Source organism: Arthrobacter sp. FW306-2-2C-D06B (genome assembly GCF_021789175.1).
Classification (GTDB): domain Bacteria; phylum Actinomycetota; class Actinomycetes; order Actinomycetales; family Micrococcaceae; genus Arthrobacter.
In genome coordinates, this window is record NZ_CP084560.1 from 408,785 (window position 1) to 426,674 (window position 17,890).

Sequence of the window (17,890 nt, forward strand, 5' to 3'; positions counted from 1 at the left end):
GCTACCCCGTGTAGTCGCCCCCGACGATCAGGTCATAAAGACCCTTCGCGCCGTCGCGGACCTTCAGAAGGAAATCGACCAACTGAGAATCTTCCTCGACATGGAAAATCTCGCGAAACTTGGACGTGAAATTCCCGCCAACGACCAAATCCCAGATCGCTTGCGCCCCAGAGAGGGCTTTATCTAGAAAGGTCCCGATTGCCGAGCCGGCGATCTTCGCGCCCTCTTCGAGAGGCTTGAGCCAGTTGATTGCCCCAGCGAAGAACTGCTGGATTTTCGGGTACACGCCGGACAGCAGGGAGGCGCCGATGCGGCCAACTGAGGCGATGGTGTTCTTGAACGCGCCCCGTAGGGTTTCGCCTGACTTGAGCGCAGCCCCACCGAGACCCTTCTCCATGGCGTTTTGGAAGGTCTCAAAATTGATCTTGCCTTCGGAGGCAAGCTTCACGGTTTCCTCGGCGGACTTGCCGAGCTCCTTGCCGAGCAGCTGGATAATCGGGATACCGGCGTCGTTCAGCTGCGCGATAACGTCGCCCTGGATCTTGTTGGACGCGCTCACCTTGTTGAAGATGGCGCCCATTTCGCCCATTCCGACACCTGCGATGGTCGCCGCGTCGCCAGTGAGCTTGAGGGTTCTCTCGAGATCCTTGCCGGGCTTCACGCCGGCAGCGACGGCACCAGCTGCGACCGTAGCGGCATCACCAAGGCCAAAAGCGGTGCCCTTCACGGCAGCCATGGCGTCGTTCATGATGCCCTGCACGGTCTCAGCCGAGTGGCCCAGGCCGCTCAGCTTGGCCTTCGCCTCCTCGATTGCCTGGAGCCGCCCAAAGCCCTTCGCGAGGGCCGTACCAAAGGCCGCGCCGACGGTCAGCCCGCCAGCGATCCCAGCAGCCTTCATGGTCCCGGACATGAACCCGCCAACAGCGCCAGTAAGTTTGCTGCCGAGGCTCTTGCCGGCGCTGTCACCAGCACTGCTGGCGGCCGCGTCGAGCTCCTTACCAACCTTCTTCTGGAGGTCCTTGAATACCGGAACCACAAGGATGTCGGCTACACCGATCGTGGGCATGTGGGCCTCCTATGAAGTTGTCAGATGTCCTCCGGAGAGAATCCGAACTGCTGGACGAACATCTCGGCCCAGTTGCGTTCCGCAGCCTCGACGGCGCGGTCAATCTCGGTGTACGGGGCGGGGAACGGAGTCTCTTCGCCAGGCTTCCCGCCGGCCGCTGCGATGCTCACCTGCCGCAGGCCTTTGACGGCGTGCAGGATCTCGCGCAGCACAGTGATGTTCAGGTCGTACTCTGAAAGTCGCGGCGCCCACGGATCGGCATCGTCCGTGCGTTCAAGCCGCTTTTCCGCCATGATGGCGGCCATTTCGGGATCGTTGGCGATCGCCTCGTTGAGCCTGCAGGCGGTGGGGAGCATGTCGATCAGCTCGAGCAACGCAACCCACCGCTTAGCCCGGAACCACTCCGCCAGATCCACGCCGAACTCCCGAAGAAGGTCGGCGCGGATCTGCGGACGGTAGCGGCGAATCAGCTCTTCGAGGCGGCGCCTTCCCCCGGGGTGCCGACAGTCTGCTGGTAGTAGGCCATGACGCGCTCAACGAGGGCCGCGTGAACGCGCAACGGCAGGCGGGCCTCGACGTAGGCTTCGTAGTCGGGCTTCGAAAGCCACTGCTCCAGCAGCGAGAAGTCGGTGCGATCGGCGCCCTCGAACTGGTCGAAGAACTCCTTAGCCTCGACAGCGGGCATGTCGTACAGATCGGGGAACGTAATGCGCTTCCCGCCCTTGAGCGCGAGCACGAACGGCTCCGGCTTGGCGACCTCCGCTTCGAGAGCAGCAAGGGTCAGACTGATGTTCGGCTTGTCGTTAGCCATGGTGTTACCTCCGGGTGTGAGGGGGGGATTTACTTGGTGGGCTTAGCGGCGTCGGCCTTGGGAGCCTCAGCCTTCTCTTCGGTGTAGCCGTCGCGGCGAAGCTCAGCGGCCTCGGTAGCGATATCGGTGTCGACGGCGTGCTTGCCGTCCTTGGAAATGAAGCGGGCCATGTGATCGACTCCTAAGAACTTCGGGTGCGAGGTGGAAACGGTGCGCGTCGCCACACCCGGAGAGCGACGCGCACCGTGCTTGAGGGGGTTAGGTCCCGGCGGTGAAGCCGAGCGCCGTCTTGTGCTTCAGGGCTCCGGTACCGCCCATGTAGTGCTTCACAGGGACGCCGATCTCGGCATCGGTGAACACGTCGAAGGTGTAGGCCTGCTGCACCGGGTCACCAGAGCCCCACTTCTGGGAATCCGTCGAAGCGAGCTTCACGGAACCGTAGCCGCGGCCAAGGATCCAGTTGTCAGCGGCCGGACCGTCGTTGCCAAGGATCAGCAGGCGGTACTCCTGGCCGACCGGCAAGTCCGGCTCGTCAAAGACGATCTCACCGGTTGTCGCCGACTGGGTCACCGCCGAAAGGTCGGTTCCGTAGGTCAGCTCGAGCATGTGCTTCCGGCCGGTTTCCAGCGCGGTCATCTTCACCGAACGCGCCACGGTGTCAATGTCAGAGCGGGCCGGGCCGGCATAGCCAAGCGCGGACACATCAGACTTGCTGATATCGCGGCCGAACTCGAAACCATCCGGGGTGACCATCCCAAACGGGAGGTAGCCGAGCGCCTTGAGGTCGATCAGGGCCCCGCCGACGCCAAACAGGCTCGTGGGCAGTTCAACCGATGGGGGTGCCAGGAATGCTATGGCCTTCTGGATCTTGCGGATCAGATTCCGGTCGTCAGCTTCCTGCTGAATTGTGGCAAAAGTTGGCATGACAAAAGACCCCTTTCAAGGGCTTGGAATTTGTTTGGTTCCCCTGGCGGGGTCAGATGGGCCGGGAAGTGACCAAGAAGGTCGCGATGGCTTTGTTGAGGGTGTCCGACTGGTAAGGGACGTCGGCAGGTGTGATGTCCTGCTCGATCTTGTCAATGAAGCCGGACGGCGTTTCGATGTCCTCGCCGATGATGGAAGCAGCGATGGATTCCAACGTATTGATGGCCTGCTGCCCGGGCGCGTAAAGCTCAATCGTTGCCCGGTCGACGCGATCTACAAACCCTCGCGTGCCGCCCGTAACGTAGATCAGCGCCACAGGGAACGGACCCTTGATCGCGCCGGTGACGTTGTCCGCCTGGAGTTGGTAGGTAGCATGCACTGGCTTGCCGAGATGCGTTGCGCCGTCAATAAGGTCGTAGAGTGCGTCTCGGGCGTCGGGGAAGAGTAGAGCGTCGATCATTTTCCCCTCACCTTCATGGACTCGGCCACGCGCAATAGGATGGCGTCCCTCGTGTCGCGCCAGTCCCTTCGGGACTCTCGCACCACGGCCCCGGCGCGCCGGCTATTCGCCCAACCGACGGTGACCGTCGAAGGTGCGGCCTCATAAGTGCCCCGGCCCACAGCCTGAGCGTTACCTGCCAGCCGCTGCGCGGCGGCCAAAGTTGCAGCTGCGACCGCCGACGACGTCCCAAGATCCTTGAGCCCGGCATCCTCGGCCAAGTACGACTTGGAACCGGGCACCTTGTGAAGACCCATCAGCCCATCACCAACCCAACCTCGGAACCGAACGGCCACTCACCCGGGCGACCCTCAACAGACCATGTGCCGGCCATGCGTTTACCCTCAGGCACACGGATGCGGTCGGCAGGTAGGAATGTGAAGCCAGGATCCCGGTAAAGGACAGCTTTCGAGTCAACGACGTCGGACCGGTCCAGCGGCTCGGCCGTCGCACGCGGCCCGACGATGCAATCCGTCACCGGGATCTCCTGCGTCGGCAGAGGATTGCCCTTCGCATCACGGCCGCCGCCGCGCAGCACCACAACATCAGTGCGCCACGACTTCGGGAACATACTCACAATGCCCACGTCAGCCTCCCGGGTGGATCGTCCACGCTTTACGCTGCGGGCGGGACTTGGCGAGCAGCCTCTTGTCAGCAGCGGTCAGGTAGACGCTGCCGTCAGGATTCGCCATCTTGCCGCCCATGGTGAACGGCCCGGCACCGAACTGGAATGACTCCATCCCGGTCGGCGGGCTATTCTCTTCCTTCGGTTCCAAAGCGCGCTTGACCATGCGGCAGACAACGAGCCTCGGAATATCAGGATCAAGACCGCCGTCCTCGACGGGCACCATGAGACGGCCGTCAACATCCGGGTAGTTACCGCGGACCTCGACGGACGCCTCATGAAGCTTCTGCTCAGCGTCCGCTACGTCGGCCTCTGGCAGCGCCGACCAGTGAGCACGGAGGTCATCCAGCGTCGCGTAGTCGGCTGCCATGATTAGGCCTTCCGGGGACGGCCGCGGCGCGGAGCCGGTGTGGTGAAGTCCGGGGCCTCAGCTTTCGCGGCGGGGTCGACGTTGTCGGCCTCACCAGCATCGACTTGGCTTTCGTCGTCCGGATCGCCGTCACCAGCATCTTCCGAGTCAGACCCGCCGCCTTCACCAGCGTCAGCCGGGGGAACCTCCGGTGCCGTGAATCCAGGGGCCTTTGCCTCGACCTCCGGCACAAGGCAGTGGTCACCGATGCGACCTTCAGCCCACTCGGGGAGTTCAGTGCCGGGTTCCAGGATGGCAAGATCGCCGGACGGGTCCCAGAGGCTCACATGGGTGTTCAGAATGCGTGACATTTCATTCTCCTTGGAGTCAGAGAAGGAAGGTGGCGGGTATTGCTACCCGCCACCAACCAGCTAGAGGACGGTGGCGGCCAGCGTCAGGTTCGAGTTCGCCGGGACGGGAAGAGCGATGGCCGAAGCCTTCGTCCACAGACCGACCGGGTCCTTGTCCGAGTAGGACCCAACGACCACGCCGGGGGCGTCGGTTGCGTCGATGCCATACTCGGCGTCGAGGGACTCAGCGGTAACGCCCCACAGAGTCTCGCCGAGCTTCCGATCAGCCGGGGGCAGGAAGATGACCTTCTTCGGGTCGATGATCGACTTCGCGCTACCGTCGTCGCCCTCAACCTGCGCGTCGTAGGTGCTCAGGGCGGGAAGGCCGAAGGACCGGAAGAGCGCGTTGATCGCGTCGATCGTAACGATCTGCTGGGTCGAACCGGCGGGCAGGGTCATGTCCCGGATGGCCTTGTTGCGCATCAGCGCAGCTTGGATGTCCTGGCTGGCCATGGTCGCACCCGGGCGGACACCGTTGGTGGCGACGTAGACCTTCTGCCAAGCAAGGAAATCATCGACGGGGTTGGACCCGTCAACGTTCCACTTCACGGCAGCGGTCTGCGTGTGCGATGCCTTGCGCCCGAAGTCAGCCTCGAGGGTCAGCCCGTTCTCGGACAGGGTAACCTTGCCTTCGGTGAGCGCCTGGCCACGTGCGACCTCAACGCGGGCGTGGATGGCGCGGGCGAGATCGACGGCGTCGTTCAGGATGGCGTCAATGATGCCGGAAGAGAGCTTGCGCATCTTCAGTCGGTCATATTCGGAAAGGCGGCGCTTCTCCGAGATCGGGGGAAGCTCGCCGCTGATCCGGTCGATGCCGCGACGGCCGGAGATGGGAGACTCGGTGTCCCATGCCCGGTACTTGGCGACGCGGGCCAGACCGCCACCGCCGACGCTTGCGCGGAAGTCGATGTCATCGGTCGGGACGTCCGGCAGGAACGCGGAAAGGCCGAATGCGTTCTGCGGCAGGTCAGCCAGAGCTGCACGGACATATCCGGTCAGCTCCGTGGGAGTGATGTACTCACTGGAAAGAACAAGTGCCATGGTGTGCCTCCTTAGGCGAAGATGATCCGGCCGGCGGCAGAAGTCTGCCCACCAGCATCGACGGATACGGGCAGCTTGGCGGCGATGACCCGGCCATGCTCAAGCAGCGCTGCGCCGACCGGCGTCGCGGAGTCAGCCGGCGCCGAGACCGGAGTGAACAGGAAACCGGCGAGGGGCTTCGTGGTCAGCCACAGCCCAAACTTGCCGCTAGGCAGCTTCTGAAGGGGCAGGCCCGACTTCAGGTAGCCGTCCGGGTAGTGGGTGGCCTTGGTGAACGTCGAGACGTCCAAAGTGATGGTCTGCGCGGCGTTCGTGCCGTGTGCAGATCCAAGCCAAGACTGATCGTCCTGGCCGAAAGACGCGCGCTTGATAGCGATGTCCATGGTCCCTCCTCAGGGAAAGTTGGTTACTTCTTTTTGCGATTCGCGTAGAGTTCGCGACCGGCGGCAATCGAACCGCCAGCAGAGTTGCTGTCGCCGGAACGGTTACCTGATCCGGGGACCGGGTCAGGCTTCGGAGCTTTCCCCTCGGCGCGGGCATAGAGTTCGGAGATCTTCTTGGCAGACGCCTCGAAGCTTGCCGCGTCCGTGCCGGTCACGAGGTCCTGGTAGTCCTCCGGGACCGGGTGCTTTGCCAGTGCAGCGAGACGGGCATTGTCGGCCTTGAGCCGTGCAGCCTCGGCGGCTGAGTCGGCAGCCGCCTTGTTCGCACGCTCGATGTCCGACAGTTTGGCGTTCTCGGCGGCCTGAATTTTCGCCTCAGCATCAGCGGCTCGCTTTTCGGCGGCTTCCCGAGCTTCGCGCTCGGCTTTCAAAGCCTTGATGCCACCCTCGCCAAGCTTCTCGTCAGCCTTTGCGGCCTGAGCGGCGGCAGCGTCAGCCGCGTCAGCCGCGGCCTGTGCAGCAGCGTCAGCAGTAGCCTGAGCCGCGGCTTCGGGGGTGATCTCCATGACCGCGTCACCAAATGTGATCCGGTGGAAGCCGAGCAGCTTCTCAATGCCGGCAGGGGCAGTGATGTCGATACCGTGGGGAAAATTCGTGCTCAATTTGAACTCCTTCTTGGATGCCGCATCGCACGGCGAATAACCCTGCCCGCATCGCACGGAAGGGAGAGTGTGAACCGCCGGAGCGGTTAGTGGGTGTGGACGGCGTCGGTAACTGCGTCCGGGTGAAGCCTTCGGAAGGCCGCGCTGATGTCCTTGATGTCGCCCGAGGCGGCGTCGGCGCGGGCTGCCTCGTACATGGCGAGGTAGTCATCCGGGAGGTAGCCAGGCGGATAGTCAGAGGCCTTGCCTATCCGAACAACCGCGCAGTTGCAGTCGCCGTGGAACGCATCGCCTTTGCCAGTGCCGCGCCGATCCCCGGCGGATTGCTTGGACAGGTAGACGGCGTCACGCGAGGCGAGCACAAGGCACCAACTGCATGTCTTGGCGCCGGTCGGCACGCGAGCCCATCGGGCGCCTTCGCGCTTGGCGTTGTAGGAGATCGCATCGCGCCCCGGCTGCTTCACGTACTTGTCAGTTGCCGTCAGTAGACCGCCCAGCATCGAAGCAGGATCCGGGGTCCACAGCTGCTTGGCGAGGTAGCGGATCTTCGCTTCCACGGCCGATCCAGGAATGCCATCGGCACCAGCAATAGCCCGGAACACTCCAGTAGCGCCGGAAGCCGCCCGGAGCTCGTCGTAATAGTCCAGGGCCAGCGTTTCAGCGACCGAACCATACTCTGACACCAGCAGCGGCACGAACTCCAAGAGAGCGTTGCGCACAGCCTCCGGCTTTGCCAGATTCAGCGTGCCGAAGAAGCCTTCCAGCTCATCACGGACTAGCTTCGAAAGCCCTGCGTTGGCCGCCCGGAACTGCTCAGTGATTGGGTCGGCCACTACTAACCGCCAGAGCTGAACACGGGCGCCGCGGACGCTTTCGAAGCGGCCACAAGGGCATCAAGACGCTGCCCGGCCTGCGCGCGCTTCGCATATGCAAGGTTCCGCTCGATCTGCGACTTGGACAGCCCGTATTCCTCCATGGCAACCTCAGGGTCAGCATTCGGGAAGGCCTGCGTGAATTTGAGGCCAGAATCCGCTTGGGCCGCCTTCGACGTCGTGCCAGGATCCATGAAATGCGCCGTCAAGCCACGCAACGACAGCTCCATCTCGGGAGTCCATTCGCCGTGCTTCACGGCCAAAACGTTGCGCGCCAGGTCAACCCGAGACATGCCAATGCTTGGCAGTTCGTCCTCCACAACGGAGATCAGATCTGCCTCGGAGGCGCGGATAGCGTCCGCCGAAGACGGGTTGTCGCTGATGATGCCCAAATATCCGACGGGGATGGACGTCTCGCTGGACACCATCAGGCCGATCGTCTTGAGCATGTCACTGTGGGGCTGCATCGATGCCTGCGTGAGCTGCTGGAGGGACGGTCGAACGAGCTTGCCCTCCTCGTCATCCCACACGTCCGGGAGTGCCCAGACGCCGCCCATGAGGGCATCCAGCGGGGAAATGCGCTTGCCCTTGGCATCCGTGAAGTGCTCTTCGCTCGCTCCCATCAATGAACGCTGGGGTGCAGAGTAAAACTCAGCCGTCGTCTCCTGCCGCAGCATGGTTCGCACGCCAGCATCCGTGTAGCCCATCAGCGGCCGGGTGATCCGCGAATAGCCGAAGGGACGATCCAACGACCTGCCCCACACATATGGAGTGCAAGTCACACGACCAGCGACGCCGGCATAACGCTTCGTCACCAGCCACTCGCGATTGACGTACTCAACCCGCAGCGTCTCGCCCGGAAGGTAAAGCAACGCTTCCCAACGGCTCACGAGCTCCAAAGCCGCCGTTACGCGGTTCGTGCGCGGCGCGATCTCTGCAGTCGCCTCCAAGGCGGTGCGCGCAGCCACGATCACTTCAGGTTCACCGGCGTTCGTATCGCCAGGGGTGACGAACACGAAAGACGCTGAGTGCCGGAGAGCTGACTCGATGGCCATCCGTTCGACGGCCGCAAAGTAATTGCCCTCAAAGACCTCATCGACGTCATCCATCAACGCCGTAGGCTGGGCAATCGTGAACCCGTCCGGGCGGATACGCCGGGCCGGCACCTTCACCGCCTTGTTCGCCCAGCCAATGACCACTTGGAAGTCGGCCATGTGCGGCGGAATCGAAAAGCCGATCTTGTCCAGACGCTTTTTCGAATCGAAGTAAGACGTCCGAAGCCGGTTGCGATCCGCCTTGCGCCGAATCGTCGTCAACATTCGGCTGAATACAGCCGCCTCATTGACCGTCAGTGACCGCGTCAACTCAAGACCAGCCAAGCGGGCCACCTCCTAGAAAACAATTGCGGCGCGGACCTTCTTCTCAGAAGGCTCCTGCCGGCGGCGTGCGAACTTTTGGGCGCCGTAATAGGCGCACGTGATTGCGACCGTTGGAGCGAGGTCAGCTTCCAGGCTGTCCTTGTTCCATTTGAAAGAGCCCGGCCTGTTCTTGATCGGATCCTGCACGGTGTGCTTTACCGACTCGTCCAGGTGATCCTGTCCGAAGTGGGTAACGGACTTCTCCACATCGACAGCGCGGCGCAGCATCGCACATGCCTGCGTGTACTCGTTCGAGTTCAGGACATACACCGTGATGTTCCGCTTTTTGAGCGGCACCTCGAGGATGTCCCGGGCGGGCGAGTATGCATCGATGACAACCGGGATGCGGCGTTTCGTTCTCTCCCAGATCCACGCGACCAGCGCAGATGTGCCAGCCTCATCGAAAGGAGCGTCGACGGCCAGCTCAAGGTGCACGTATGTTTCGGAGAAAGCCGCAACGCCGATGGACACCTTGGTTTGCTCAGGGTTCATGTCCACACCAAGTGCGGCCATCGGCCATTCATCGTCCGGGTCCGTTATCTTTCGGTCAGCCCAATGCTTGAACGCGCGCTTCCCGGCCTCCGTGGGCGTCGGCCACATATTCAGCCGCTCACGCGCGTAGGACCGCGGGGAGAACTCATTGAGCTCGTCCTGGATCGTCTCCAAGGAAATGCGGATACCCAGCGCCGGGTTGGCGTCCGCGGCGTTCCGCATGTCCCGAACGAACTCGGCAATCCCAGGTTCGGTCATCTTGTCGACGTCACCCTTGGCGGAATGTTCCACCCACGCTGCGCGCCGGTTCTTGCCAGTCACCGCGTTATTCCGCACCCGTACAAACGGTTCGCCACGCTCGGAAAGGTCCTTGGGAGGAGTGCCCATGAAAATCGTTACCGGATCGCCAGAAGGGGCCGCCGAAATCGTCGGCTTCAGAGCCTCCTGCTCATCCTCTTCATACTCCTGAGCCTCATCGATAACCAAGACGTCGAAGGAGCTACCACGGCCGGCGCCGCCCGTGCGGGCGCCGAGCTCGATCATGCCGCCATTGTCCAGAACGATGGCTTCCTGCCCGTTGGTCTTGCGGATCTCAATGACCATGGCATTCAGCTCAGGGAATCGGGCGTTCGGGTCATTGACCTTTTGACCAAAGAAATGAAGCAGGCGCTTGAACGCCTTCCGCGCCGAGGTGAGCAGGTGCGAGGTATGCAAGACCTTGAGGCCCAACTGCACCAGCAGGTACAGCTCGACAGCCTCCAGGCTGCCATTCTTGCCGTTCTGCCGCGGCACTGAAACGCCCCACGTGCCAGCACACCAGCGGCCCGTCGTTGTGGTCCGCAGCCACGCGCGCACAACCTGCGCCTGCCACTCGTCAAGGATCAGGCCGTAACCTGCGGCGAGGTCGATCGCGGCCTCAGCATGATCGCACGAATACCCGCGAGGAGTCGGAGCGATGTAGAAGCGGGCGTCCTGCGAACCCTTCAACGGACACCACCACCAGTCAGGCCTTCTTCAACCCCCGCGCCTTGATTCGATCAAGCGGGGTGACATTCGTCGGCATCGGCACATTGGCCGGCTTCGCGGCAGCGTCAGCCGGGGCAAGCTTCGAAAGGATCGTGGAAAATGCGATCGCCTGCTGGCGGGCCTCAGAAAATACGTTCTGGAACTTCACCTCGACGTTGTACTCGCCGTCCTCACCGGACTCCATGTCCAGCCGGAACTGCATGAGGTTCAGGACGCCCTTGCCCTGAATGATGTTGTCGAGCTCGTCCAAACGGTCAGCCAGCCGGGCAGCCTCAAGCACAAGCGCATTCCGCGGAACATCTTGAGTGGCCATCGCCTCCCAGATCGACAAGCCACGCTCACCAAGACCAGCAGGAACATCCACGGCGGACCTCCTAGAAGTTTGGGGCCGCGCCATCCACGAGAGCATTTTGAATGGGGTCAAAATGCCCTACAAGCAAACGGCGCGGCGGCTACAAAGGCGGCCGAGGGAGGCCCGCCGGCCCCACGAGCCAGCTCGGGGGGATATTTTCGCTAATGCCTGGGGGAGCGAGCGGGAGGCCCCGGGGAGGGGCCTTCCCCCTACCCCCGTTATGGGGTTCTGGGATGCCTGTTTTCGTACACGCGGGAATGCGCTTTTCACCAGCGGCGGCTGGTTTTGAGTGGTTTGGCTGCGAGGACGGTTGATGCTTTGGGTGCCATGCGATTGCCTTTTGATTGATTGCATCTGCGGCAACACACAATGCAGTTGTCGATGGTGTCTCGACCACCTTTGGAGTGGGGGATGACGTGGTCTGCTTCGGCACTGTTCGGCTTGAGCCCGACGTCGTAGTCGAGGGTGGTGCCGCAGTAGGGACAGCGTGTTTGGCCGTTTGCTCTGGCCGTCTTCTTGGCTTGGCGTGAGACTCGCTTCCATGTGGCCGTGCCAGTGCGTGATGTCGCCATATCCGTCCCCCAAAGGTGCTTTGGCTTGCGGGTCGCGACCTCCGTCTTTCCACGGTCATCAGTGCCCCGACAAATGTCAGTCCTTGTAGGTAGGTTTGGATTCGAGTGGCTGCATCCGGCAGACCACCACCACCTAGAGAAAGGCGCCTGCCAATGGCGACGCACGCTGAAATCGTTGAGGCTGATCGGGAAGCGCGGGCAGCGATCCTCAGGTCGATTAAGGACCTGAGTGGAAAGCCGCAGTCACCGGGAACAATCCAGACCCTCGCGGAGGCCTACAACAAGGTCGTATCTGTCCCGGCACTTGAGGACGCATACAACATCGCTGATTCCGTAGGTTAGCGTTGGTGCCAGGCCCCGGCGTGGTGCACCGTGCCGGGGTCCGGCGTTGCTGCGATCTCACCCAGTCGGCAGCTCTGGGGTGCTTGTCTCTGGTTGTGCTTCCGGTTTGCCTGAGACGGTGGCCGGCTGGGGTTGCCTTGGCTTGCGGGTCGCGGAGACGAATGTAGATTTGCTCGCCGACGTTCCAAGGTCTTGATCCCCTGTCTAATTCCGCCGGCCCACTCTTGGGGCAGGGCATCACATGTTCTGAGGGGAAGTCGACAGCGCTGTTACGGGCGCCTCCCGGATGGTGGGTCATCAGCCTTTTGTGTGGTCCCGCAGGATGCAAGCGCATGGGGGCGCCTTTGGTGCATCCTTCGTTGGTTCGTGTTCCTGACGTTGACGGGGGTCCACACGTTGGCACTGTCGGGTCATTTACCAGTGCCAGTGGGCTGCCCGGGACTCGAACCCGGGCGCATATGCCGTCATCTCTAGATGATTCATTCAGCCCTCCCGCCGTTCATGTCCGGCGGGCTATTCAGGTGAAAGACCGGTGTTGGTGCCACTTCACATGGCGCGCCTCCTGATGTGGAAGTTTCCGGGCACGAAAAAAGCCGGTCGCTTGTGCGATCCGGCTTGATGTTGGGTACGTCAAATACCCCTCAGTGAGACACTTTAACACAATCGTGCGGCTTCATGGGCGACTTTCTGCCCTGCGCGTTTCGTACCAGATGTCGAGTACTTCGTGCGGGTGATAGGTCGGCGTCGGGAGTCGGCTGACTGCTTTGAGCTTGCCGCGGTGAGCCCAGTTCCGAATGTCCTTTCCGGTGAGGACGATCTGCGCGTTTTGACGTAGCCAGGGCACGAGCTGCCGGGTTGGCATGGGTGGCGCAATGCCTTTGATGCGCTCGCGGTTGGCTGCATGGTTGACGGGCGGTTCTTCCGGTCCGCTGACGAGCAGCTCAGCTTTGGTTACCCAGTCCGCGATGAGCCATGCGATGCCGGCCAGCCGGACGTCGTGAGCGTAGTCTTGCGCTCGCCTTGAGACAGTCTTGAGGTTCTCTTGCAGTTGCAGTGCGTCGAGGTTAATCGGTGCCGCACTGCCCGGCTTCCCTCCGGCGTTCCATCCGCCGCCTGCTGGCCGAACCATGTCCAGTTTTGCGATGGTGACGCCGAGCGCGGCGATGAGGACGGGCACCTTGTCGAGCCAGGCTTGCAGGTCGCGGATGCATTGGTCGCAGAGGTACAGGTGGGTTTGGTTTTGGCAATCGTGCGTGGTGCACTCATTGCTCATCGGGCGCCTCCTGCTTCGAGCTTCTGGATTTGCTGCCGGAACCCGGCCGTGACTTTTACAGGGGTCCGCGGGTCGATGTTGTGGTTGAGCGCGTCTTGAGCGAAGGCGAAGACGTCGCCGAGGGTCATTCCGGCTTTCTTGTCTTCGGCGACACGTTCGATCTTGATCTGGTTGCTCATGGCTGCTCCTGGGTGATGGTGATGTCGAGTCCGCTGAGGCTTTCGGCCCAGACTTTGCGGATGTTCCAGTGGACGATTCGGGCGTCGTCCTTGATGACTTTGGATTTGGTGAGGGCGTCGCCGACGGCTCTTTGGAGCTTGTCGAGATCCGGGGTGCCGGCTGGGTGATCCGCGTACTTGGTTGTGCGTGGTTTGGGTAGCCGGATCTCGCCGGTGATGGACACGGGGCCGTCGATGGTCGGCCAGTGCATCCCGGCGGCGGCTCGTGCTGCTCCTTCGACGGCGGCGCGCCAGGCGGGCAGCTTGTCGTCCATTTCGACCATGACGATCTTCCGGCCCCGCTTGAACGCTTTCTTGCTGCCTTGGCTGGCAGGGTGGCCGTAGGCAACTACACGGAGCGAGGTCATCGGCCGCCCCACTTCCTGCGATCGTGCAGCAGCGTCGGATCGTGCGGGCGATTCTGCGGCGTCGATAGAGCATCGGCCAGTGGCTTGAACGCTGATGCGATCGTCTCCACGAATGTCATTCCGAGCTCCGTGATCGCGTTAGCGAAGAAGGTTACCGACTCAGTTAGAGGCTTCGAGGCGTGCTCGAAGCTGCGTTCGTGCCGATGGCACGCCTCAATGGCCCTGAACTGGTCAGCACTGATCGGAGAGGTGTAGTCGCATGAGCGGCATTCATATGTCCAGCGGGCTTTGCCGAGTTTGCGGATCATGGTTGCTCCTGTTCGGGATCGGCGAGGGTGAGTTCGTGCGGGCCTAACCAGAGCGGTGTGACCTTGCTGAGACCCGTGACGCGGTATGGCAGGCCTTCGACGTCTGACTTGTCGATGGTGGTGATGCGGCCGACTTGGTCGAAGTAGCCGTTCCGTGGGTCGGTCACTCGGACGTGATCGCCAAGCTTGAACTTGGTCACTGCTTGCCTCCCTGCAAGTCGATTTCTGGGATCAGGCCTTCGGGCTTGAGGATGATGCGGGTGTGGTATACCGAAACGTCGATCCCGTCCATCTGCGTGGCGACGTAGAAGGTGTTGTCGCTGAGCCCGACGTAGTGCTTGCGGTAGTCGTTCGGACCTTGGCGACAGGTCACGACGAGCTTGCGGTCCTGTGGGTCGATGGAGCATCGGCCCTCGACGTAGAACTCGTATTTGCCGGTGATGCCATTGACGCCGACGATCTTGCGTTGAACTTCGAACTGGTCGGCGGCTTTGGACAGGTTGTCGCTGGCTGTCTTGGCGTCCGAGTCGCACGCTGCGGCGGACAGCAGGACGGCCAGGCTCAGCGCTGCGGCGATGATTGCGGGCTTCTTGCGGATCTTGATGCTCATGCTTTGTCTCCTTGAATGACTGAAGCCGCCCCGGTTGGGACGGCTTCGTGATCTTCGTCTTCTGGTGTGTGGTGTTGGCCGATGCGGTCGCGTGGGCGGATCCCGGCTTTGACGTCCGCCCAGCAGGATCTGCAGGTGTGGGCGTCTTGGCCAATGTGGTCTTCGCACGGCGGCGGCTTGGGCAGCTGGCGACGGGCGGCTTCCGGCCAGTGCGGGCCCGGATGGAATATCGGCGCGGGCGTCTTGCATGTCGATTCCATGGCCTTGGTCGTTGCGGCGATGGTCAGGGCGCCCAGGCTAGGGACGTCGCGGTGCTTGTCGATGAGTGACACCAGCGAGGCGACGGGCCAGTCTGGTCGGATCTCGTGGAGCAGGTAGGCGACGGCCCGCTTTTGCTGGTCTGTGATGATCAAATTGGGATTCCTTTCAAGCCAAAACGTCGCCTGACTTTCGCCGCTGGTTGCTGCCGTTTTCTGGGCTCTGGTGAGTTAAGAAACAGACTTGGTTGGCACTTTTAGGTGTAGGTGTGAAGGTGTAGGTGTTAGGTGCAGGTGTTACCGATGCCTTTCATGAAGGCATCCACAAACCCTTTTTGAACCTCCGATGAAACCCTTTTTGGAAGGGTTTCCCGAACCCTTTACCGATGGGTTTATGCAGCCTCGCCGGATACCATTTCGCGGGGGTTTATGGACCGTCCCGCCATCGCATCCTTGAGCGCTCCCCAGCTGGTCCATTCCGGGTTCTCGGTCTTCAACCGGTGGAGCTCATGGACGACGACGCCGCGTATCTTGCGGGACGACACGGAGGCGTAGGCCTTCGCGACGGCGGCGCCCATGTTCCGTTGCTTCAGTAGTCCGTCGCTGCGCATGAACGAGCGGACGAGGACTTCTTCGGTGTCCTCGTCCGTCACGATGTAGACCTGATCGATGAGCTCCTGTGCGGCCGACTCCAGCACGTCGAGCGTTAGGCCGGCTGCTTTGGGAACGATCCGTTTGAGCCGCCAGTCCACGACGCCGCAGTGGCTCAAGTCGGCGTGCGTACTCAAATGGATGAACAACCACTGAGCCATTGGGGACAGGTCAAGGAAGTCATCATCAACCCAGATGCTCACCTTGATCTGCCCGTATTGCCTAGCCATGGATTCCTCCTTTCTCAGCTGGATAGCAGCTGGTTGGTCACGCCCCTATAAGATCCGGGGATGAACTTGATTTGTGGGGATGCGCTCGGAATTACTTGCGGCACGTGGGTGCAGCTATGGAGCGGAACCTTTGGCGCATTCGTTGCGGCGATCATCGGTGGCCTTGTCGCGCTGGTAGTTGTTCGCCTCACAAATAGACACCAGTCAAAACTCGCAGCGCAGGGTCGCGTCCTTGCTGCCCTTGCCGACTTTCAAGCTGCACTCTCTGAGTTGCAACGTCGGTACACGGATGGCAGGGAGGCGATCGGGCAACTAGTCATCCAAGCGGATTCAGCGAGCAACCGCATCACAATGGACCTCGACGATTTTCCACTCGCGGAAGAACTGAGTCTGTGGCCATTGGACCTAGGAGTACTGACGACCCGGGCCGGAGAACTGCATGAAGTGGGTGATGCCGAAAACTCGCATGAAGCATGAAAGATGCTCCGCAAAGCTCTCGGTACTCTCATCGGAACAACGCAACAGTGGGCTAGGACCCCGGCCAGGAAGAGACGGCACTGGGCGACAGAACTGCAGACCTTTCGCAAGAAGCTAAAGGCTGATGTGGACACAATCCTGATCTGACGGTCGGGAGTTTCGGCGCTTGCGTCGTTCCGGCCATGCAGGTGTCCGGAGGTCCCGGGCGGCCATCGTCGGTCGGCTCAGTTAGAGTTTGGGAATGGATTTCTGGTTTTCCCCCGATATGCCCTCCGCTTTGGTTCGGGTAGTCGTTAGCGCGGTAGCCCACGGCGGCTTCGCATCATCGGGGTCAATCGTTGTCCCGGCCTTGGCTGGGCTGGCTTCAACAGCAGTTGCAGTAGTTTCCGTTTCGATCGCAAACCGAGCCAAGAACATTGCAGAGGCCTCAGAGCACGCTCGCGTAGCAGCCGAGGCAGCGCGTGCTCGCAGGGATCGACAGCAGCGCCTTGATTCCGCGATTAGGGACATGTTTGTCGGTATCGCCAACCTCATTCGTGATATCGAAACATACGAGAACAACAACCGCGAGTGGTTTAAGATCTTTGCCAAGAATGGTATTGGGGGCGACAACCCCCCGCAGCCGGTCCAACCATCGGACTCTGCGCTCCTCGCGCTCGTCGCTGCTGCCCGTCTGGAGGCCGAGGACTCTCGGGAACGAGATATGTTGGATGCTGTTAGCAAATCGATCGAGAGCTTCCGCGCCATGGATCTTCATCCCCGCAAGGCACGCCTGGCTTCACTATGGGAGTTTGTCGTCAAGTGGCGACATGCCGCGGAACCGGAAAGGCCCGCAGCCATTAACGCGATTCAATCCGGGAGGGCTTAGACCGCGTCGCGATAGCCGGCGCAGGGCGCGGGGTTGGACATTATGTGAGCGTGCACCCACTAAATACGAGCTGAACAAAGCGAATCCCTGATCCGTGGTTCATAGCAGAATGTGATGCATGACGACCTTCTCTGAAGTGCGCGATGTCATGAGCACGGCTATTGAGGACCTTTCCCGCGAGACACGCGATGTCTTCGATATCCTTGTGCTCCCAAATTGGGGTTCGCCCGAGCGGCGTGGGTACGGACGCCTTTTGTATGGGGTGGTGATGAACACGTTCGCCTTGACCGATCGTCTATCCACCCTCCGCACTGGTCGGATTGACCGTCAGACCGTGCGCTTGAAGGAAAGCCTGGAGATGATGGGCGCGGATCCGCGAGCGGCCGGCGTTGCAGTTCAGCTCTGGCGTCACACGCTCATGCATACCGGAATGCCCGCCGTTCTCGTCGATCGCGCGACAGAGGATCGATATCACTGGCTCCTTCATTGGGGAGAGCCGCACCTTCCAAAGTCACACCACATGACTTTGACATCTCATCCTGATGGATATGTGCTGAACTTCGGCGCATTGTTTGCGGTAGATGCCCTCTCCTGGTTGTCAGCTTCGTTCTTCGCCGCGGCGGAAGGCGATAGCGAAAGGGAGGCCTCAGTGGTGATGTCCCACGACAGATTGACGAAGGCTCAGACGGTGTCAGTCGGTTACCTCAGCTCGTCAGATGGGTCGTAGTAGGTGGTGTGCCTCTAGGTCGGCGCAATGCTCAGATGAGCGCAGAGCTTCCGTAGCCC

The 17,890-nt window shown here is 61.6% G+C and carries 30 protein-coding genes; 4 read left to right on the plus strand and 26 right to left on the minus strand.

Annotation, left to right across the window (positions count from 1 at the left end; genetic code table 11):
* Position 1 precedes the first annotated feature (1 nt).
* The 18 genes from LFT47_RS02020 to LFT47_RS21450 all read right to left on the minus strand — a co-directional run bounded on the left by LFT47_RS02020 (position 2) and on the right by LFT47_RS21450 (position 11,502).
* The gene (locus LFT47_RS02020) at positions 2 to 1,066 is read right to left on the minus strand and encodes a tape measure protein (protein WP_236814649.1); all 1,065 of its coding nucleotides are present in this window, start codon (positions 1,064 to 1,066) and stop codon (positions 2 to 4) included.
* A 20-nt stretch (positions 1,067 to 1,086) separates the two neighbouring features.
* Positions 1,087 to 1,482, minus strand: coding sequence for a hypothetical protein (locus LFT47_RS02025; RefSeq protein WP_236814651.1), 396 nt, complete (start codon positions 1,480 to 1,482; stop codon positions 1,087 to 1,089).
* Positions 1,483 to 1,532: 50 nt separating this feature from the next.
* Positions 1,533 to 1,877, minus strand: coding sequence for a hypothetical protein (locus LFT47_RS02030; protein ID WP_236814653.1), 345 nt, complete (start codon positions 1,875 to 1,877; stop codon positions 1,533 to 1,535).
* A gap of 29 nt (positions 1,878 to 1,906) precedes the next feature.
* Positions 1,907 to 2,047: a hypothetical protein gene (locus LFT47_RS02035; protein ID WP_236814655.1), complete on the minus strand. Its 141-nt coding sequence runs from the start codon at positions 2,045 to 2,047 to the stop codon at positions 1,907 to 1,909.
* An 88-nt stretch (positions 2,048 to 2,135) separates the two neighbouring features.
* The gene (locus LFT47_RS02040) at positions 2,136 to 2,801 is read right to left on the minus strand and encodes a hypothetical protein (protein WP_236814657.1); all 666 of its coding nucleotides are present in this window, start codon (positions 2,799 to 2,801) and stop codon (positions 2,136 to 2,138) included.
* A gap of 52 nt (positions 2,802 to 2,853) precedes the next feature.
* A complete protein-coding gene (locus LFT47_RS02045) occupies positions 2,854 to 3,261 on the minus strand; it encodes a hypothetical protein (protein WP_236814659.1) in 408 nt (135 codons plus the stop codon).
* The gene (locus tag LFT47_RS02050; RefSeq protein WP_236814661.1) at positions 3,258 to 3,557 is read right to left on the minus strand and encodes a hypothetical protein; all 300 of its coding nucleotides are present in this window, start codon (positions 3,555 to 3,557) and stop codon (positions 3,258 to 3,260) included. Before LFT47_RS02050 ends, LFT47_RS02045 begins: the two co-directional genes overlap by 4 nt.
* The gene (locus LFT47_RS02055) at positions 3,557 to 3,886 is read right to left on the minus strand and encodes a hypothetical protein (RefSeq protein ID WP_236814663.1); all 330 of its coding nucleotides are present in this window, start codon (positions 3,884 to 3,886) and stop codon (positions 3,557 to 3,559) included. Before LFT47_RS02055 ends, LFT47_RS02050 begins: the two co-directional genes overlap by 1 nt.
* Position 3,887: 1 nt before the next feature.
* The gene (locus LFT47_RS02060; protein ID WP_236814664.1) at positions 3,888 to 4,295 is read right to left on the minus strand and encodes a hypothetical protein; all 408 of its coding nucleotides are present in this window, start codon (positions 4,293 to 4,295) and stop codon (positions 3,888 to 3,890) included.
* Positions 4,296 to 4,297: 2 nt separating this feature from the next.
* Positions 4,298 to 4,645 (minus strand): hypothetical protein, encoded by a 348-nt coding sequence (locus LFT47_RS02065; RefSeq protein ID WP_236814666.1) that lies wholly within the window; start codon positions 4,643 to 4,645, stop codon positions 4,298 to 4,300.
* Positions 4,646 to 4,705: 60 nt separating this feature from the next.
* Positions 4,706 to 5,725, minus strand: a complete 1,020-nt coding sequence (locus LFT47_RS02070) for a major capsid protein (RefSeq protein ID WP_236814668.1) — start codon at positions 5,723 to 5,725, stop codon at positions 4,706 to 4,708.
* A gap of 11 nt (positions 5,726 to 5,736) precedes the next feature.
* Positions 5,737 to 6,108 carry a head decoration protein gene (locus tag LFT47_RS02075; RefSeq protein WP_236814670.1) on the minus strand — a complete coding sequence of 124 codons (372 nt, stop codon included), beginning with the start codon at positions 6,106 to 6,108 and terminating at the stop codon, positions 5,737 to 5,739.
* Positions 6,109 to 6,131: 23 nt separating this feature from the next.
* Positions 6,132 to 6,770: a hypothetical protein gene (locus LFT47_RS02080; RefSeq protein ID WP_236814672.1), complete on the minus strand. Its 639-nt coding sequence runs from the start codon at positions 6,768 to 6,770 to the stop codon at positions 6,132 to 6,134.
* An 86-nt stretch (positions 6,771 to 6,856) separates the two neighbouring features.
* On the minus strand, positions 6,857 to 7,603 hold the full coding sequence (locus tag LFT47_RS02085) for a VG15 protein (RefSeq protein WP_236814674.1): 747 nt from the start codon (positions 7,601 to 7,603) through the stop codon (positions 6,857 to 6,859).
* A gap of 2 nt (positions 7,604 to 7,605) precedes the next feature.
* On the minus strand, positions 7,606 to 8,961 hold the full coding sequence (locus LFT47_RS02090; protein ID WP_236814676.1) for a hypothetical protein: 1,356 nt from the start codon (positions 8,959 to 8,961) through the stop codon (positions 7,606 to 7,608).
* A 72-nt stretch (positions 8,962 to 9,033) separates the two neighbouring features.
* Complete coding sequence (locus LFT47_RS02095) at positions 9,034 to 10,539, minus strand: hypothetical protein (RefSeq protein WP_236814677.1); 1,506 nt, start codon at positions 10,537 to 10,539, stop codon at positions 9,034 to 9,036.
* Between the two features lie 16 nt (positions 10,540 to 10,555).
* Positions 10,556 to 10,942: a hypothetical protein gene (locus tag LFT47_RS02100; protein WP_236814680.1), complete on the minus strand. Its 387-nt coding sequence runs from the start codon at positions 10,940 to 10,942 to the stop codon at positions 10,556 to 10,558.
* A gap of 254 nt (positions 10,943 to 11,196) precedes the next feature.
* On the minus strand, positions 11,197 to 11,502 hold the full coding sequence (locus LFT47_RS21450) for an HNH endonuclease (protein ID WP_442863427.1): 306 nt from the start codon (positions 11,500 to 11,502) through the stop codon (positions 11,197 to 11,199).
* 153 nt (positions 11,503 to 11,655) lie between these two features.
* On the opposite strand from LFT47_RS21450, the gene LFT47_RS02105 reads away from it, so the two are divergent.
* The gene (locus LFT47_RS02105; protein WP_236814682.1) at positions 11,656 to 11,844 is read left to right on the plus strand and encodes a hypothetical protein; all 189 of its coding nucleotides are present in this window, start codon (positions 11,656 to 11,658) and stop codon (positions 11,842 to 11,844) included.
* A 673-nt stretch (positions 11,845 to 12,517) separates the two neighbouring features.
* Here LFT47_RS02105 and LFT47_RS02110 read toward each other — a convergent pair.
* From LFT47_RS02110 to LFT47_RS02145, 8 genes are all read right to left on the minus strand, one after another.
* Positions 12,518 to 13,117: a hypothetical protein gene (locus tag LFT47_RS02110; protein WP_236814684.1), complete on the minus strand. Its 600-nt coding sequence runs from the start codon at positions 13,115 to 13,117 to the stop codon at positions 12,518 to 12,520.
* On the minus strand, positions 13,114 to 13,296 hold the full coding sequence (locus LFT47_RS02115; protein WP_236814686.1) for a hypothetical protein: 183 nt from the start codon (positions 13,294 to 13,296) through the stop codon (positions 13,114 to 13,116). Before LFT47_RS02115 ends, LFT47_RS02110 begins: the two co-directional genes overlap by 4 nt.
* Complete coding sequence (locus LFT47_RS02120; RefSeq protein WP_236814694.1) at positions 13,293 to 13,703, minus strand: RusA family crossover junction endodeoxyribonuclease; 411 nt, start codon at positions 13,701 to 13,703, stop codon at positions 13,293 to 13,295. Before LFT47_RS02120 ends, LFT47_RS02115 begins: the two co-directional genes overlap by 4 nt.
* The gene (locus tag LFT47_RS02125; protein WP_236814701.1) at positions 13,700 to 14,011 is read right to left on the minus strand and encodes a hypothetical protein; all 312 of its coding nucleotides are present in this window, start codon (positions 14,009 to 14,011) and stop codon (positions 13,700 to 13,702) included. Before LFT47_RS02125 ends, LFT47_RS02120 begins: the two co-directional genes overlap by 4 nt.
* A complete protein-coding gene (locus tag LFT47_RS02130) occupies positions 14,008 to 14,211 on the minus strand; it encodes a hypothetical protein (RefSeq protein ID WP_236814702.1) in 204 nt (67 codons plus the stop codon). The genes LFT47_RS02125 and LFT47_RS02130 overlap by 4 nt, the downstream gene beginning before the upstream one ends.
* Positions 14,208 to 14,621, minus strand: coding sequence for a beta-sandwich lipoprotein (locus tag LFT47_RS02135; RefSeq protein ID WP_236814704.1), 414 nt, complete (start codon positions 14,619 to 14,621; stop codon positions 14,208 to 14,210). Before LFT47_RS02135 ends, LFT47_RS02130 begins: the two co-directional genes overlap by 4 nt.
* On the minus strand, positions 14,618 to 15,034 hold the full coding sequence (locus LFT47_RS02140; RefSeq protein ID WP_236814706.1) for a hypothetical protein: 417 nt from the start codon (positions 15,032 to 15,034) through the stop codon (positions 14,618 to 14,620). The genes LFT47_RS02135 and LFT47_RS02140 overlap by 4 nt, the downstream gene beginning before the upstream one ends.
* 236 nt (positions 15,035 to 15,270) lie before the next feature.
* Entirely contained in the window at positions 15,271 to 15,759 is a 489-nt protein-coding gene (locus tag LFT47_RS02145; RefSeq protein WP_236814708.1) for a hypothetical protein, read from the minus strand.
* A 60-nt stretch (positions 15,760 to 15,819) separates the two neighbouring features.
* Between LFT47_RS02145 and LFT47_RS02150 the strand changes: the two genes are divergently transcribed.
* The 3 genes from LFT47_RS02150 to LFT47_RS02160 all read left to right on the plus strand — a co-directional run bounded on the left by LFT47_RS02150 (position 15,820) and on the right by LFT47_RS02160 (position 17,831).
* On the plus strand, positions 15,820 to 16,236 hold the full coding sequence (locus tag LFT47_RS02150) for a hypothetical protein (RefSeq protein ID WP_236814709.1): 417 nt from the start codon (positions 15,820 to 15,822) through the stop codon (positions 16,234 to 16,236).
* 241 nt (positions 16,237 to 16,477) lie between these two features.
* Entirely contained in the window at positions 16,478 to 17,104 is a 627-nt protein-coding gene (locus tag LFT47_RS02155; protein WP_236814712.1) for a hypothetical protein, read from the plus strand.
* Between the two features lie 118 nt (positions 17,105 to 17,222).
* A complete protein-coding gene (locus LFT47_RS02160) occupies positions 17,223 to 17,831 on the plus strand; it encodes a hypothetical protein (protein ID WP_236814714.1) in 609 nt (202 codons plus the stop codon).
* Positions 17,832 to 17,890: the final 59 nt, after the last annotated feature.